The sequence below is a fragment of the Aurantiacibacter luteus genome (assembly GCF_001010945.1).
Classification (GTDB): Bacteria; Pseudomonadota; Alphaproteobacteria; order Sphingomonadales; family Sphingomonadaceae; genus Alteraurantiacibacter; species Alteraurantiacibacter luteus.
In genome coordinates, this window is sequence record NZ_LBHB01000001.1 from 1,175,649 (window position 1) to 1,189,804 (window position 14,156).

Sequence of the window (14,156 nt, forward strand, 5' to 3'; positions counted from 1 at the left end):
GTTAGCAAAAACTAATCGCGCAAGGCGGTTGCAATGGCCTTTCCGCGGGCCTAGGGCGGGCGACGAATCCGGTGCGCGGCTCCCCCCGAGGCGCATGGTCGCGCGCCTGCAACAGCTGGTCTGGATGCGCCCGCAGCAAGGACACCGAACCTTCATGGCACGCAAGAAGATCGCCCTCATCGGCGCCGGCATGATCGGCGGCACGCTCGCCCACTTGGCGGCCAAGGCGGAAATGGGCGACATCGTCCTGTTCGACATCGCCGAGGGTATACCACAGGGCAAGGCGCTCGATCTCAGCCAGTGCGGCCCGGTCGAGGGCTTCGACGCCAAGATCACCGGCACCAACGATTATGCCGACATCGCCGGCGCGGACGTGGTCATCGTCACCGCCGGCGTGCCGCGCAAGCCCGGCATGAGCCGCGACGACCTGCTCGGCATCAACCTCAAGGTGATGAAGGCGGTGGGCGAAGGCATCAAGGCCCATGCGCCCGAAGCCTTCGTCATTTGCATCACCAATCCGCTCGACGCGATGGTCTGGGCGCTGCGCGAGTTCTCCGGTCTGCCGCACAACAAGGTCGTCGGCATGGCGGGCGTGCTGGACAGCGCGCGCTTCGCCACCTTCCTCGCCTGGGAATTCGACGTTTCGGTGAAGGACGTGAACGCCTTTGTTCTCGGCGGCCACGGCGACACCATGGTGCCCGTCACCAGCTACACCACGATCAACGGCATCCCGGTGAAGGACATGGCCAAGATCAAGGGCGTTTCCGAAAGCCGCATCGACGAGATCGTCCAGCGCACCCGCTCGGGCGGCGGCGAGATCGTCGGCCTGCTCAAGACCGGCAGTGCCTACTATGCCCCCGCGACCAGCGCGATCGCCATGGCCAAGGCCTACCTCGGCGACCAGAAGCGCATGCTCCCCGTCGCGGCCTACGTCGAGGGCAAGTACGGCCTCGACGGCCTTTACGTGGGAGTCCCCGCCGTGATCGGCGCGAACGGCATCGAGGACGTGGTCGAGATCGAACTGTCGGACGAGGAAAAGGGCAACCTGAAGGTCAGCACCGACGCGGTCGAGGAACTGCTCGAGGCCTGCAAGAACCTCGATGGAGACCTCGCATGAGCATTCTCGTCGACAAGAGCACCAAGGTCATCACCCAGGGGATGACCGGCAACACCGGCACCTTCCACACCCAGCAGGCGCTCGACTACGGGACGCAGATGGTCGCGGGCGTGACGCCGGGCAAGGGCGGGACCGAGCACCTCGGCCTGCCGCAGTTCGACACCGTACGCGAAGCGCGCGAGGCGACCGGGGCCGATGCCACCGTCATCTACGTGCCGCCGCCGTTTGCCGCCGACGCCATCTGCGAGGCGGTGGAGGCCGAGGTGCCGCTGATCGTGTGCATCACGGAAGGTATCCCCGTGCTCGACATGGTGCGCGCCAAGGCCGCGCTGACCGGCAGCAAGAGCCGCCTCATCGGCCCGAACTGCCCCGGCGTGCTGACCCCGGGCGAATGCAAGATCGGCATCATGCCCGGCTCCATCTTCCAGAAGGGGAGCGTGGGCGTCGTCAGTCGCTCGGGCACGCTGACCTACGAGGCCGTGCACCAGACCACCGCCGTCGGCCTCGGCCAGACGACCGCGGTCGGCATCGGCGGCGATCCGGTCAACGGCACCAACTTCATCGATGTGCTCGACCTGTTCCTCGACGACGACGAGACGCAGTCGATCATCATGATCGGCGAGATCGGCGGCAGCGCCGAGGAAGAGGCGGCCGAGTTCATCAAGGCGCAGCGCGCTGCCGGCCGCTACAAGCCGATGGTTGGCTTCATCGCCGGGCGTACCGCCCCTCCGGGCCGCCGCATGGGCCATGCCGGCGCCATCGTCAGCGGCGGCAAGGGCGGCGCGGACGACAAGATCGCGGCGATGGAAGATGCCGGCATCCGCGTGGCGCAATCGCCCAGCGAGCTCGGCACCACGCTCGATGCGCTGCTCAAGGAACTGGCATAGCCCTGACGCGCTAAGTCAGCGAAGCGAGAGACGATCATGGGTAAAGAGCCGGACAATTTCCTCCCCGCCATGCCGCAGCAGGACGGGCCGCAGGCGGGCCCCAGCTGGGGCAATCCGCGCTGGCCGCTGACGGGCGGGGAGAGCGATCTGACGGCCGCGCTCGACCCGACCGAACTCGCTCTCGCCATCGCTCCGGCGGCGGCGAAGGCCGGCAAGCCCACCGACCAGGCCTCGCTGGAAAAGGCCGCGGACGATTCCAACCGCGCGATGATGCTCATCCGCTCGTTCCGCGTGCGCGGGCACCTGGCGGCGAATCTCGATCCGCTCGGCATCTCCCACCGCGCCATCCCCGAGGACCTGACGCTCAAGTGCCACGGGTTCGAAGGGCAGGAGGACCTCGAGGTCTACATCGGCGGCGTCTTCGGCTTCGGCTGGGTCAGCATCGGCGAGCTCTACACGGCGCTCAAGCACACCTACTGCGGCAACGTCGGCCTCGAATACATGCATATCTCCGACGTGGAGGAGCGCCGCTTCCTGCAGGAGCGGTTCGAGAGCCCGGAAGAGACGATCCAGTTCACGCCGGAGGGCAAGCGCGCCATCCTGCAGGCGGTGATCCGCGGCGAGGAATACGAGAAGTACCTCGCCAAGAAGTACGTTGGCACCAAGCGCTTCGGCCTCGACGGCGGCGAGGCGATGATCCCGGCGCTCGAGGCGGTCATCAAGTACGGCGGCGCGACGGGCGTGCGCGAGATCATCTACGGCATGGCCCACCGCGGCCGCCTGAACGTGCTCGCCAACGTCATGGCCAAGCCCTACCGCGTGATCTTCCACGAGTTCTCCGGCGGAAGCGCCAACCCGGACGACGTCGGCGGTTCGGGCGACGTCAAATATCACCTCGGCACCAGCACCGACCGCGAATTCGACGGCATCAAGGTGCACATGAGCCTCGTGCCCAACCCATCGCACCTCGAGGCGGTGGACCCGGTCGTGCTGGGCAAGACCCGCGCGCAGCAGGCCATGCACGACGACCTCGGCAAGCACGACAAGGTGCTGCCGGTGCTGATCCACGGCGACGCCGCCTTTGCCGGACAGGGCGTGGTTTGGGAGTGCTTCGGGCTTTCCGGCGTGCGCGGCTATGCCACGGGCGGTTGCATCCACTTCGTCGTCAACAACCAGATCGGTTTCACGACCAGCCCGAAGTTCGCCCGTTCGTCCCCCTACCCCTCGGACGTTGCGAAGGGCATTCAGGCGCCGATCGTGCACGTCAACGGCGACGATCCGGAAGCCGTCACCTTCGCCTGCAAGCTCGCCATCGAGTACCGACAGCGCTTCAAGCGCGACATCGTGATCGACATGTGGTGCTATCGCCGCTTCGGCCACAACGAGGGTGACGAGCCCAGCTTCACCCAGCCGCTGATGTACAAGGAAATCCGCAACCACCCGCGCGTATCGGACCTCTATTCCGAGCGGTTGAAGACGGAAGGCGTTATCGATGCCGGCACCGCCCCGGCGCTGCGCGACGAGTTCACCGCCCATCTCGATGCCGAGTTCGAGGCGGCCAAGGGCTACAAGCCCAACGAGGTCGACTGGTTCGCCGGTCGCTGGAGCGGCCTGCACAAGCCGGCCGATCCCGAAACCGCGCGCCGCAACGTGGAATCCGCGATTCCCAAGAAGCTGCTCGCCAGCCTCGGCAGGACGCTGACCACGGTTCCCGGCGATATCGAGATCCACAAGACCCTCGGCCGCGTGCTCGATGCCAAGCGCGAGATGTTCGACAGCGGCAAGGGCTTCGACTGGGCGACGGCGGAAGCGCTCGCCTTCGGCAGCCTGGTGACCGAGGGCTTCGGCGTGCGCCTGTCCGGGCAGGATAGCGGCCGCGGGACTTTCAGCCAGCGCCACGCCATCTGGATCGACCAGAACGACGAGCACAAGTACATCCCCATCGCCACCCTGCCCCACGGCAAGTTCGAGGTGTACGATTCCACGCTCAGCGAATTCGGCGTGCTCGGCTTCGAATACGGCTTTGCCATGGCCGACCCCAAGACGCTGGTGCTGTGGGAAGCGCAGTTCGGCGATTTCGCCAACGGCGCGCAGGTCATCATCGACCAGTTCATCGCCGCGGGCGAGGCCAAGTGGCTGCGTGCCAACGGCCTCGTGATGCTGCTGCCGCACGGCTACGAGGGCCAAGGGCCGGAGCATTCGAGCGCCCGTCTCGAACGCTTCCTGCAACTGTGCGCCAACGACAACATCCAGGTGTGCAACATCACCAGCCCGGCGAACTATTTTCACGTTCTTCGCCGGCAGATGCTGCGCCCGTTCCGCAAGCCGCTTATCATCATGACGCCCAAGAGCCTGCTGCGGCACCCGGATGCGAAGAGCGATGCCGAGTATTTCACCGGCGACAGCCACTTCATGCGCATCCTCTCCGACCGGAAGGACATCGCCGACGACAAGGTGCGTCGCCTCGTACTGTGCAGCGGCAAGGTCGCCTACGACCTCATGCAGAAGCGCAACGACGAGCAGATCGACGATGTCTCCATCGTGCGGATCGAGCAGCTCTATCCCTTCCCCGGACAGCCGCTGGCCGAGCGCCTCAGCCGCATGACGAACCTCGAAGAGGTGGTCTGGTGCCAGGAAGAGCCGAAGAACAACGGCGCCTGGTTCTTCGTCGAGAGCCGCATCGAGGAAGCGCTGACGGATGCAGGCCACGAGGGGATGCGCCCGTGCTATGCCGGGCGCGAGCCGGGTGCCTCGCCCGCCACCGGCTTCGCCGCGCGCCACCAGGCGCAGCAGGAAGCGCTCGTCTCGGTCGCGCTCGGCCTCTCCACGCGCGGCAAGACCGCGCTCGAATGCGCCGATCGCCGCAACGCCACCAACGATCTGGGAAGCTAACTGATGTCCACCGAAGTCAAGGTCCCCACGCTCGGGGAGTCGGTCACCGAAGCCACCGTCGGCGAATGGCTGAAGCAGCCCGGCGATGCCGTCGCCGTGGACGAGCCCATCGCCAGCCTTGAAACCGACAAGGTCGCCGTCGAGGTACCCTCGCCCGTCGCCGGACGGCTGGAATCGCACGCGGTCGAAGTCGGCGCCACGGTCGAAGTCGGCGCGGTCATCGCGCTGGTGACCGCTGGCGATACCGCGCCGGCGGAAAAGGCACCCGCGGCGCAGCCGAAGGCGGACAAGGCGCTGGCCGACAAGCAGAGCTCGGACGAAATTGCCGCCCTGCCGGACGACAAGGCTGCCGCGTCAGGGGCTCCGGCTGGCGACGGATCCGTCACCATGTCTCCCGCCGTGCGCCGCGCGGTGATCGAGCACGGCGTCGACCCGACGTCGATCAAGGGCACCGGCAAGGACGGTCGCCTGACCAAGGAGGACGTGATCGCCGCCGCCGAGGCGAAGAAGGCCGCGCCGTCCGACGCGTCCGCACCCGCCGCGCCCGCTCCGGCTCCGGTCCCCGCCGCTGCCAAGGGCGAGCGGCGCGAAGAGCGCGTCAAGATGACGCGCATGCGCCAGACGATCGCCAAGCGGTTGAAGGGCGCGCAGGACAACGCCGCGCTGCTCACGACCTTCAACGATTGCGACATGACCGCCGTGATCGAGGCGCGCGAGGCCTACAAGGACCTGTTCGCCAAGAAGCACGGCATCAAGCTCGGCTTCATGAGCTTCTTCGCCAAGGCCGCCTGCCTTGCGCTCAAGGACGTGCCCGCCGTCAACGCCTACATCGATGGCGACGAAATCGTGTACCACGATTACGTCGACATCTCCGTCGCGGTCAGCGCGCCCAACGGCCTTGTCGTGCCCGTGGTCCGCAGCGCCGATGCCATGAGCTTCGCCGAGATCGAGCTCGCCATCGCCGACTTCGGCAAGCGCGCCAAGGAAGGGGCCCTGACGATGGACGACATGGCCGGCGGCACCTTCACCATCTCCAACGGCGGCGTGTTCGGCAGCCTGATGTCGACCCCGATCATCAACCCGCCGCAAAGCGCCGTGCTCGGCCTCCACCGCATCGAGGATCGCCCCGTCGCCCGCAACGGCGAGGTGGTCATCCGCCCGATGATGTACCTCGCATTGAGCTACGATCACCGCATCATCGACGGGCGCGAGGCGGTGACCGCGCTCAAGATCATGAAGGAAGCGATCGAGGACCCGATGCGCTTGCTGATCGACCTGTAAGATTACAACCATCCCCGCTCGGGCTGAGCTTGTCGAAGCCCTGCCTTGTTTGACAGGCGCGGCGGACGGAACGAAAGCAACCCTTCGACAGGCTCAGGGTGAGCGGAGTTTAAAATGGCCGACGAATATCAATACGACGTCCTTGTCATCGGTGCCGGCCCCGGCGGCTACGTCGCCGCGATCCGCGCGGCGCAACTCGGGCTGAAGACGGCCTGCGCGGAAAGCCGCGAGACGCTGGGCGGCACCTGCCTCAACGTCGGCTGCATCCCGTCCAAGGCCATGCTGCACGCCAGCGAGTACTACGACGCCGCCGCCAATGGCGCGATGGAGGCCATGGGCATCGAGGTGACGCCCCGGCTCAACATGGAGAAGCTCCACGGCCAGCGCATCGATGCGGTGAGCGGCCTCACCAGGGGCATCGAATTCCTGTTCAAGAAGAACAAGGTCGACTGGAAGAAGGGCCATGCCACCTTCCAGGACGCGCACACGGTGAAGGTGGGCGAGGAGACGGTCACGGCCAAGAACGTCGTCATCGCCACCGGCTCCAGCGTCACCCCGCTGCCCGGCGTCGAGGTGGACAACGCCAACTTCGTCGTGGTCGATTCCACCGGTGCGCTCGAGCTGCCAAAAGTGCCCGAGCACATGGTCGTGATCGGCGCTGGCGTGATCGGGCTGGAGCTCGGCAGCGTGTGGCGGCGCCTTGGCGCGAAGGTCACCTGCGTCGAATATCTCGACGAGATCCTGCCCGGAATGGACGACGATATCCGCAAGGAAGCGCGCAAGATCTTCAAGAAGCAGGGCATCGAGTTCAAGCTCGGCACCAAGGTCACCGGCTGCACCGTTGCGGGCAGCGAGGCCACGCTGACTATGGAGCCCGCGAAGGGCGGAGAAGCGGAGACGCTGGAGGCGGACTGCGTGCTCGTCTCCATCGGCCGCAAGCCCAACACCGCCAAGCTGGGGCTCGAAGCTATCGGGCTGGAGGTCAACAAGCGCGGACAGGTCGAGACCGACCACGAGTTCCGCACCAAGGTCGACGGCGTCTGGGCCATCGGCGACGTCATCCCCGGCCCCATGCTCGCCCACAAGGCCGAGGACGAGGGCATCGCGGTGGCCGAGAACATCGCCGGGCAGACGGGCATCGTGAACCACGACGTCATCCCGTCGGTCGTCTACACCTGGCCCGAGATCGCCGGCGTCGGCCTCACCGAAGCACAGGCCAAGGAGGCCGGGCACACGCTGAAGACCAGCAAGTTCCCGATGATGGCCAACAGCCGGGCCAAGACCAACCATGAGCCCGACGGCCTCGTAAAGATCATCGCCGACGCGGAAAGCGACCGCGTGCTGGGCGTCTGGGCCATCGCCAGCGTGGCGGGCACCATGATCGCCGAGGCCGCGCTCGCGATGGAATTCGGCGCGACGAGCGAGGACATCGCCTACACCTGCCACGCCCACCCCACCCACTCCGAAGCGGTGAAGGAAGCCGCGATGGGCGTGCAGGGCAAGCCGATCCACATCTGATGTGAGCGACCTTTCCACCGACCGACAGCGTATGCCGGCGCAGCTCGCGCTGGTTCTGCCCGTGGCGGTCGGTGGCTTCTGGATGGCATGGGCAGAGGCCCCTGCGCGTTACACATCGACGAATGCCCTCGCGCTCAGCGTGGTAATTCCGTGGGTTTTGTGGGGCCGTGGTCCGCACACGGCATCCAGCCGCCACATCCTGGCCGCAGTCCTGATAGCCATCATGCTGGCCGCCGTCTGGGTCGGGCCGGAGGCGACCTCGATCACCCAGCACACGGTGCGCCGCTGGTTTCCGCTCGGGCCGATCAGCCTGCACACAGGGATGCTGGTGACGCCTGCGCTGTGCATCCTCGCCGCGAGAAACCGCGTGCTCGCCGCCCCTCTCCTGCTCGCCGGGATCGGCGCGGCGCTGCTGCAACCCGATGCCGCGACCGGCTTCGCGCTGACATTCGCAGCCGTCGGGCTGCACCACGTCAAGCGCGACTGGCGCGTCGGGGGCACCGCCATCGTCGGCTTCTTCGCCTCGCTGTGGATGGCCGTGCGCGGCGAGATGCCGCCGCAGCCGTTCGTGGAAAACGTGCTGACGCAGGCGGCGGAAGGCAGCATCGCGTTTGCCGTGCTATTGGCCGCCAGCATGGTCGCCAGCTTCTGCCTGATCCTCTTCGCCATCCCCTTCGACCGGGCCAAGCGCTTCACCCTCGCCGGCCTGTTCTTCGGCTTCGTCGTGACCGCGCTGATGGCCCCTTACCCCATGCCCCTGATAGGCTATGGTGCCGCCCCGATACTCGGCTTCGGCCTTGCGCTGGGCCTGCACAGGATACCGCTTCGATGACCCAAGACAGCCCGGGCCTCTCGCCCTTCCACCTCGCGTTTCCGGTCCACGACATCGCCGCCGCGCGCGAATTCTGGGGCGGGATCATGGGCTGCCCGGAAGGCCGTTCGTCGGACGACTGGGTGGATTTCGACTTCTACGGCCACCAGATCGTTGCCCACCAAACGCCCGGTGTGGTGGCCAGGAACGCGCACGGCACCAACCCGGTCGACGGGCACGACGTGCCGGTGCCGCATTTCGGCATTGTCCTCGGACTGGACGAATGGAAGGCGCTGGCGGCGCGGCTGACGGAGGCCGGCGTCACATTCCAGATCGAGCCGCACGTGCGCTTCGAGGGCCAGCCGGGCGAGCAGGCGACCATGTTCTTCACCGATCCCAGCGGCAACGCCATCGAGATGAAGGCCTTTTCCGATCGCACCAAGCTGTTCGCGACGGACTAGGCCGATGGGGCATCAGCAAACGATGCGCCGCTTCGCCCGGTGGCATATCTGGCTCGGCTGGCTGGTCGGCGTGCCGATCCTGATGTGGACCGTGTCCGGGCTCATCATGGTGATACAGCCGATCGAGACGGTGCGCGGGTCGGACCTTCGTGTCGAGCTGCCGCCCGTCGAGGCGCAGGGGCTGGTCCTTCCGCGTCTTTCCGGTCCGGTTCGGAGCGTCACCCTGCAGAACTTCGTCGACGGCGCCGGATGGATCGTGGTCGAAGGGGACGGCGGTCGCTTCCGCTATTCCGCCCGCGACGGAAGCCTCTACAACCCGGTCAGCGAGGACGACGCGCGCGAGATCGCGAGAGCCAGCTTCGCCGGCGAGGCCGCGCTGGAGAGCGTGACCTACTTCCCCGCCGATGCCGTGCCGCTCGATTTCCGGGCACCGGTAAACGTCTGGCAGGCGCATTTCGCGGACGATACCAACCTTTATATCAATGCCCAGACCGGCGAGGTGCAGGCGCTTCGCACCAGGTGGTGGCGGACCTACGACTTCTTCTGGGGCCTGCACATCATGGACCTGGAAACGCGTGACCTTGAGGGACAGGCGCCGTTCAACCATTGGGTGCTTGTCCTGTTCGCCGCGCTCGGGGTCGTCGGATCGCTGATCGGGTGCGTGCTGATGTTCCGCCGGCGCAAGGCGCGCTGACGATGGATCCGTTCGTCATTGCCCCCGTACTGCCGCCCTTCGTCGATCTCGTCGGCACGGCGGTATTTGCGCTGTCGGGCGCGCTGATGGCTGCGCGGCTCAATCAGACCTTTGTCACCTGCGCCTTCTTCGCGCTGCTGACGGGCGTTGGCGGCGGTTCGGTGCGCGATGCGCTGCTCGGCCAGCCGGCCTTCTGGCTGCGCGATTTCTGGATCGCCCCGGTCATCCTTGCCACTGCCACCTTCGCCTGGTTCCTGCCGCGTCGTTGGTGGGAGGGGCGTTGGCTGGAGTGGGCGGACGCGGTGGGTCTGGCAGTCTTCGCCGCGCTGGGCACGGCCAAGGCGTTGGCCTTCGATGTCGCGCCGCTCGCCGCGGTCATCCTGGGCGTGGTGACGGGATGCGTGGGCGGCATCATCCGCGACGTGATCGCAGGCGTGCCCTCGATCCTCATGCGGCCCGAGCTCTACGTCACTGCCGCCGCGCTTGCCGCGGCACTGTGCGCCGGGCTGCTGCTTGCCGGGCTCGCCCAGCCGCTGGCCATGGCAATCGCCGCGCTTGCAGGCTTCGCCCTGCGCGCCGCAGCGATGGTGTGGCGGATCGAATTGCCCGCCTATTCGCGGGAAGCCTGACCGCTAGTACCGGGACTGCGCGGTCGCGTAGCGCCCGTCGTCCTGCCACTCGCCGCCGGTGTCCTCCACCGGATAGCCTTCCTCGCCCGCGACCGGGCCGCCCGGGTAGGCGGGCTGGCCATAGCCGCTGTCGGAGGCAGCCGGCTGGCGATAGGTGTAGCCTTCGTCGGCGGGGGTTCGCGTGCTGGCCCGGGCGCGAGCGTAGGCATCCGCGCTCCACTGGTCGCCCGCGGGCGCGGCATCGGCGTAGGTGCCGTAGCCGTCGTAATCGCGCGCGGAGTAGCCTGACGATCCGCCCGCACTGATGTCGCCAATGCGCCCGTCGTTGTCGATCCAGCACTGCCAGCCGCCGCCGCTTTCCAGCGTGCCGGAAACGTACCAGCCGTCCGTGGTGCGCCGCGCATTGTCGACATCGGCCACCCGGCCGCGGTCGCGCTCCACCCCGTCCACGCACATGTCCGCCGCACGGCCGAGCCCGCGACTATCATAGTCGCTGCGCCGGTCGCGGTTGTCGTAGCGGTAGTCGCCGCGATAATTGCGGTCGCGGTAGTCGCGGTCACGGTAACGTTGCTGTCCGCGAATGGAATTGGCGATGGTGGCGATGGTGCCCAGAACCAGCACGCCCGTCAGCACGTCACCCGCGTCGAGGCCCCGGCGATAACGCGAGCCATAGCGATCGTACCGCCCATAGCGATCGTAGCCCCACTGGTTCGCAGCCTCGGGCGCTCCGGTCACGACCTCGACCGGCGCAGCGGTGACCGCGCGCGGCAAGTCGGCAGCGGCGGCCGGAGTGGCCGTCATGGAAAGCGCCGCGATTAAGGCGGCGACGGCGGAAAGACGACTGTGCGAGATTGCCATGGAGACCCGTCCTGAAGATCTGTGAAGCGCGAACGACTAGGCGGCCCAGGCTGCAAGCAACCTGAACCGCCTTGTGATGTCAGCTGAAGCCGGAAAGCTTCAGAGCCCGCGGATGCCGCTGAAGTCGATGTCGACGACCCGGCCATCGCGATAGTCGCATTCGAAGCGACCCTCGTCCCAGCCCTGGTTGCGATAGCCGCGGTTGTAATCGCGGTAGTTGTAGCGACCGCGGCGGTCAGAGTAGCGATAGCTGTCCTGAACCGCGATCCGGCCCTTGATCTCGTAACCGCGACGCTCGCGGTCGAGGTCGTTGACCTCGTAGACCTCGGCGCGGCTGCCGAGCCGGCGCTGGGCGTACTGCTCGGCGGCGCTCACGCACTGCTCCACCGCGCGGCGGCTCGAATACTGACCGTAGCCATCATAGCCATTGCGATAGCTGCCGTTGCGATAGTCGTCGTAACGATAGTCGCGGCTGTTGCGATAGCGGTAGTCGTCGTAACGATCGTTGCGCCCCGATCCGAGGATCGCAGCAAGGCCGCCGAGCACCACGGCGCCGGCGATGATTTCGCCCGCACCGATGCCGTCGTCATCGCGGTCGCGCCAGCGATCCTGCGCGGCGGCGGGAGCGGCGGCCGACAGCGTCATCGCGCCAGCCGCTAGGGTGGCGAAGGTGCCTTTGGCCAGGGTCTTGAACTTTGTCATCGGGCGTCTCCTTGTGTGGCGGATCCTCATCTGCCGCCTGTGAGACTGTTCTACCCGATTCAGCTTGGCACCATGCTGAACTCGGCCGTTAGCCAATATTCAGCAAATCACTCGCTTTCCTGAATATTGACGGTTTCCGGGTGCAGGCCCGTCCAGTAGGCGAGGAAGGCCGAAATATCAGCCGCTTCCTCGATCGCCTTGTCGGTCGGCTTGCCGCTGCCGTGGCCTGCGCGGGTCTCGATGCGGATGAGCTGGGGGCGCTCGCCCAGCCCCGCTTCCTGCAGGGCGGCGGTGTACTTGAACGAATGGCCCGGCACCACGCGGTCGTCGGTGTCGGCGGTGGTGACGAGCAGCGCGGGATAGTCCACGCCGCGCCGGATGTTGTGCAGAGGGGAATAGGCGCGCAGGATCCGCCAGTCCTCCTCGCGGTCCGGATAGCCGTAGTCGTCCACCCAGTACCGGCCCGCGGTCCAGCGGTCGAAGCGCAGCATGTCCATAACGCCGACGGCGGCGTTGCCGGCGGCGAACAGGTCGGGACGCTGGTTGGCGACCGCGCCCACCAGCAGGCCGCCGTTGGATCCGCCCTGGATGGCAAGGCCATCCTCGGGCGTAATGCCTTCCGCGATCAGGTACTCGCCCGCAGCGATGAAATCGTCGAACACGTTCTGCTTGTTTGCGCGGCGGCCCCCGTCGTGCCAGGCGCGCCCGTATTCGCCGCCACCGCGGATATTGGCCATGGCAAAGGCGCCGCCCGCCTCGACCCATGCCAGGCGGCTGGGCGAGAAGCCGGGGGTGAGCGAGATGTCGAAACCGCCATAGCCGTAGAGCAGCGTCGGCACCGCCTCCCCGCTGGCGGCGACATCGGCGCGGCGCACGATGAACATCGGCACGCGCGTGCCGTCGCGGCTGGTATAGAAGCGTTGCTCCACGCTGAAGTCCGCTGGATCGAAGCCCACTTCGGGCGCGGCGAAGACGGTGCTTTCGCCCGTCGCCACGTCGTAGCGATAGATGGTGCCCGGCTGGTTGAAGCTGGAATAGGTGTAAAAGGTCTCGTCGCTATCGCCGTGGCCGCCGAAGCCGCCCGCGCTGCCGAGGCCGGCAAACTCGATCTCGCGCACCTGGTTGCCTTCGAGGTCGAAGACGTAGGCCGAGGAGCTCGCGTCCTCCAGATAGTCGACGATCAGGTGGCCGCCCACCAGCGAGGCCCCGGCGATGGGCTGTTCGCGCTCGGCGATGACCTCCTGCCACTGCGGGTTTGCGTCGGCCATGTCGATGGAGACGACACGGTAGAGCGGCGCATCCATATTGGTGGTGAAGAACAGCTTGGAGCCGACGCTGTCGATCAGGCTCCAGCTATGCTCGAACCCGGTGACGAGCGGCACCGAGGTCCAGCCCAGCGCATCGCGGCGCGAGAGGTCGATGGCCTGTACCTCGTAGCGCGAATCCGTGCCGGTGGAGGAGGTGACGATGGCCCAGCGCCCGTCGTCCGATACGCCGAGCGAATGATTGCGCTCGGGGAAGTCGGGGCTGGAGAAGACCAGCTCGTCCTCGCTCTGCGGCGTGCCGAGCGCGTGGTAATAGACCTGGTGGTTGAGGTTCAGCGCCTGGAAGTCCGCACCCTCCTCAGGTTCGGGAAAGCGCGAGTAGATGAAGCCTTCCTCGCCGACCCAGGCGAGGCCGGAGAACTTCGACCACTTGATCTCGTCCTCGGCGACGGTGCCGGTGGCGACGTCCATCACGCGGATCGTGCGCCAGTCGGTGCCGCCGTCCTGCACGCTGTAGAGCAGCTTGGAGCCGTCGGGCGAAGCCACCCAGCCGCCGAGCGCGGTGGCACCGTCGTCGGCCCAGGTGGTGGGATCGAGCAGCAGCCGCTCCTCGCCATCCAGGCCGTCACGCACGTAGAGCGGCGACTGGTTCTGCAGGCCCGAATTGCGGGTGTAGAAATAGCGGTTGCCGCGCGAGACGGGGATTCCGAAGCGCTCGTAGTTGTAGAGCTGGCTGATCCGCTCGTTGAACCAGGCGCGGGCGGGAAGCTGCTCGAGGTAGAGGTCGGTGACGGCGTTCTGTCGCTCGACCCAGTCTGCCACCTCGGCGCTGTTGCGCGTGTCTTCCTCCAGCCAGCGATAGGGGTCCGCGACCTCCTCACCGAAGATCGTCTCCACCACTTCGCCGCGGCGGGTCTCCGGATAGTCGGGGGCGCTCATGTCCTGTGCGCTAGCGGGCGTGGCGAGAAAGGCGACGGCCGCGGTGGCGGCGAACAGGTTGCGGTGCATGGGGCCTCATCGTTTGCGATCCGGTATGCGAAC

General features: G+C 66.9%; 12 protein-coding genes. 9 read left to right on the forward strand and 3 right to left on the reverse strand.

Features of this window, described 5'->3' with window-relative positions:
• The first annotated feature begins 154 nt into the window (after positions 1-154).
• The 9 genes from mdh to AAW00_RS05705 all read left to right on the forward strand — a co-directional run bounded on the left by mdh (position 155) and on the right by AAW00_RS05705 (position 10,290).
• Positions 155-1,117: a malate dehydrogenase gene (gene mdh, locus AAW00_RS05665; RefSeq protein WP_047003579.1), complete on the forward strand. Its 963-nt coding sequence runs from the start codon at positions 155-157 to the stop codon at positions 1,115-1,117.
• Positions 1,114-2,004 carry a succinate--CoA ligase subunit alpha gene (sucD, locus tag AAW00_RS05670; RefSeq protein WP_047003253.1) on the forward strand — a complete coding sequence of 297 codons (891 nt, stop codon included), beginning with the start codon at positions 1,114-1,116 and terminating at the stop codon, positions 2,002-2,004. The genes mdh and sucD overlap by 4 nt, the downstream gene beginning before the upstream one ends.
• A gap of 36 nt (positions 2,005-2,040) precedes the next feature.
• Positions 2,041-4,896 carry a 2-oxoglutarate dehydrogenase E1 component gene (locus AAW00_RS05675; protein ID WP_047003254.1) on the forward strand — a complete coding sequence of 952 codons (2,856 nt, stop codon included), beginning with the start codon at positions 2,041-2,043 and terminating at the stop codon, positions 4,894-4,896.
• Positions 4,897-4,899: 3 nt separating this feature from the next.
• Positions 4,900-6,177 carry a 2-oxoglutarate dehydrogenase complex dihydrolipoyllysine-residue succinyltransferase gene (odhB, locus tag AAW00_RS05680; protein WP_047003255.1) on the forward strand — a complete coding sequence of 426 codons (1,278 nt, stop codon included), beginning with the start codon at positions 4,900-4,902 and terminating at the stop codon, positions 6,175-6,177.
• Between the two features lie 114 nt (positions 6,178-6,291).
• Positions 6,292-7,695, forward strand: a complete 1,404-nt coding sequence (lpdA, locus tag AAW00_RS05685) for a dihydrolipoyl dehydrogenase (RefSeq protein WP_047003256.1) — start codon at positions 6,292-6,294, stop codon at positions 7,693-7,695.
• A gap of 31 nt (positions 7,696-7,726) precedes the next feature.
• Positions 7,727-8,527: a hypothetical protein gene (locus AAW00_RS05690; protein ID WP_052761782.1), complete on the forward strand. Its 801-nt coding sequence runs from the start codon at positions 7,727-7,729 to the stop codon at positions 8,525-8,527.
• A complete protein-coding gene (locus tag AAW00_RS05695; RefSeq protein WP_047003258.1) occupies positions 8,524-8,967 on the forward strand; it encodes a VOC family protein in 444 nt (147 codons plus the stop codon). The genes AAW00_RS05690 and AAW00_RS05695 overlap by 4 nt, the downstream gene beginning before the upstream one ends.
• A 4-nt stretch (positions 8,968-8,971) precedes the next feature.
• A complete protein-coding gene (locus AAW00_RS05700; RefSeq protein ID WP_047003259.1) occupies positions 8,972-9,661 on the forward strand; it encodes a PepSY domain-containing protein in 690 nt (229 codons plus the stop codon).
• Between the two features lie 2 nt (positions 9,662-9,663).
• Positions 9,664-10,290, forward strand: a complete 627-nt coding sequence (locus tag AAW00_RS05705) for a trimeric intracellular cation channel family protein (RefSeq protein ID WP_047003260.1) — start codon at positions 9,664-9,666, stop codon at positions 10,288-10,290.
• A gap of 3 nt (positions 10,291-10,293) precedes the next feature.
• Here AAW00_RS05705 and AAW00_RS14235 read toward each other — a convergent pair whose 3' ends face one another.
• From AAW00_RS14235 to AAW00_RS05720, 3 genes are all read right to left on the reverse strand, one after another.
• Positions 10,294-11,148 (reverse strand): hypothetical protein, encoded by an 855-nt coding sequence (locus AAW00_RS14235; protein ID WP_156169933.1) that lies wholly within the window; start codon positions 11,146-11,148, stop codon positions 10,294-10,296.
• Between the two features lie 99 nt (positions 11,149-11,247).
• Positions 11,248-11,850 (reverse strand): hypothetical protein, encoded by a 603-nt coding sequence (locus AAW00_RS05715; RefSeq protein WP_047003261.1) that lies wholly within the window; start codon positions 11,848-11,850, stop codon positions 11,248-11,250.
• 107 nt (positions 11,851-11,957) lie between these two features.
• Positions 11,958-14,123, reverse strand: coding sequence for a prolyl oligopeptidase family serine peptidase (locus AAW00_RS05720; RefSeq protein ID WP_047003262.1), 2,166 nt, complete (start codon positions 14,121-14,123; stop codon positions 11,958-11,960).
• Between the last annotated feature and the right edge of the window lie 33 nt (positions 14,124-14,156).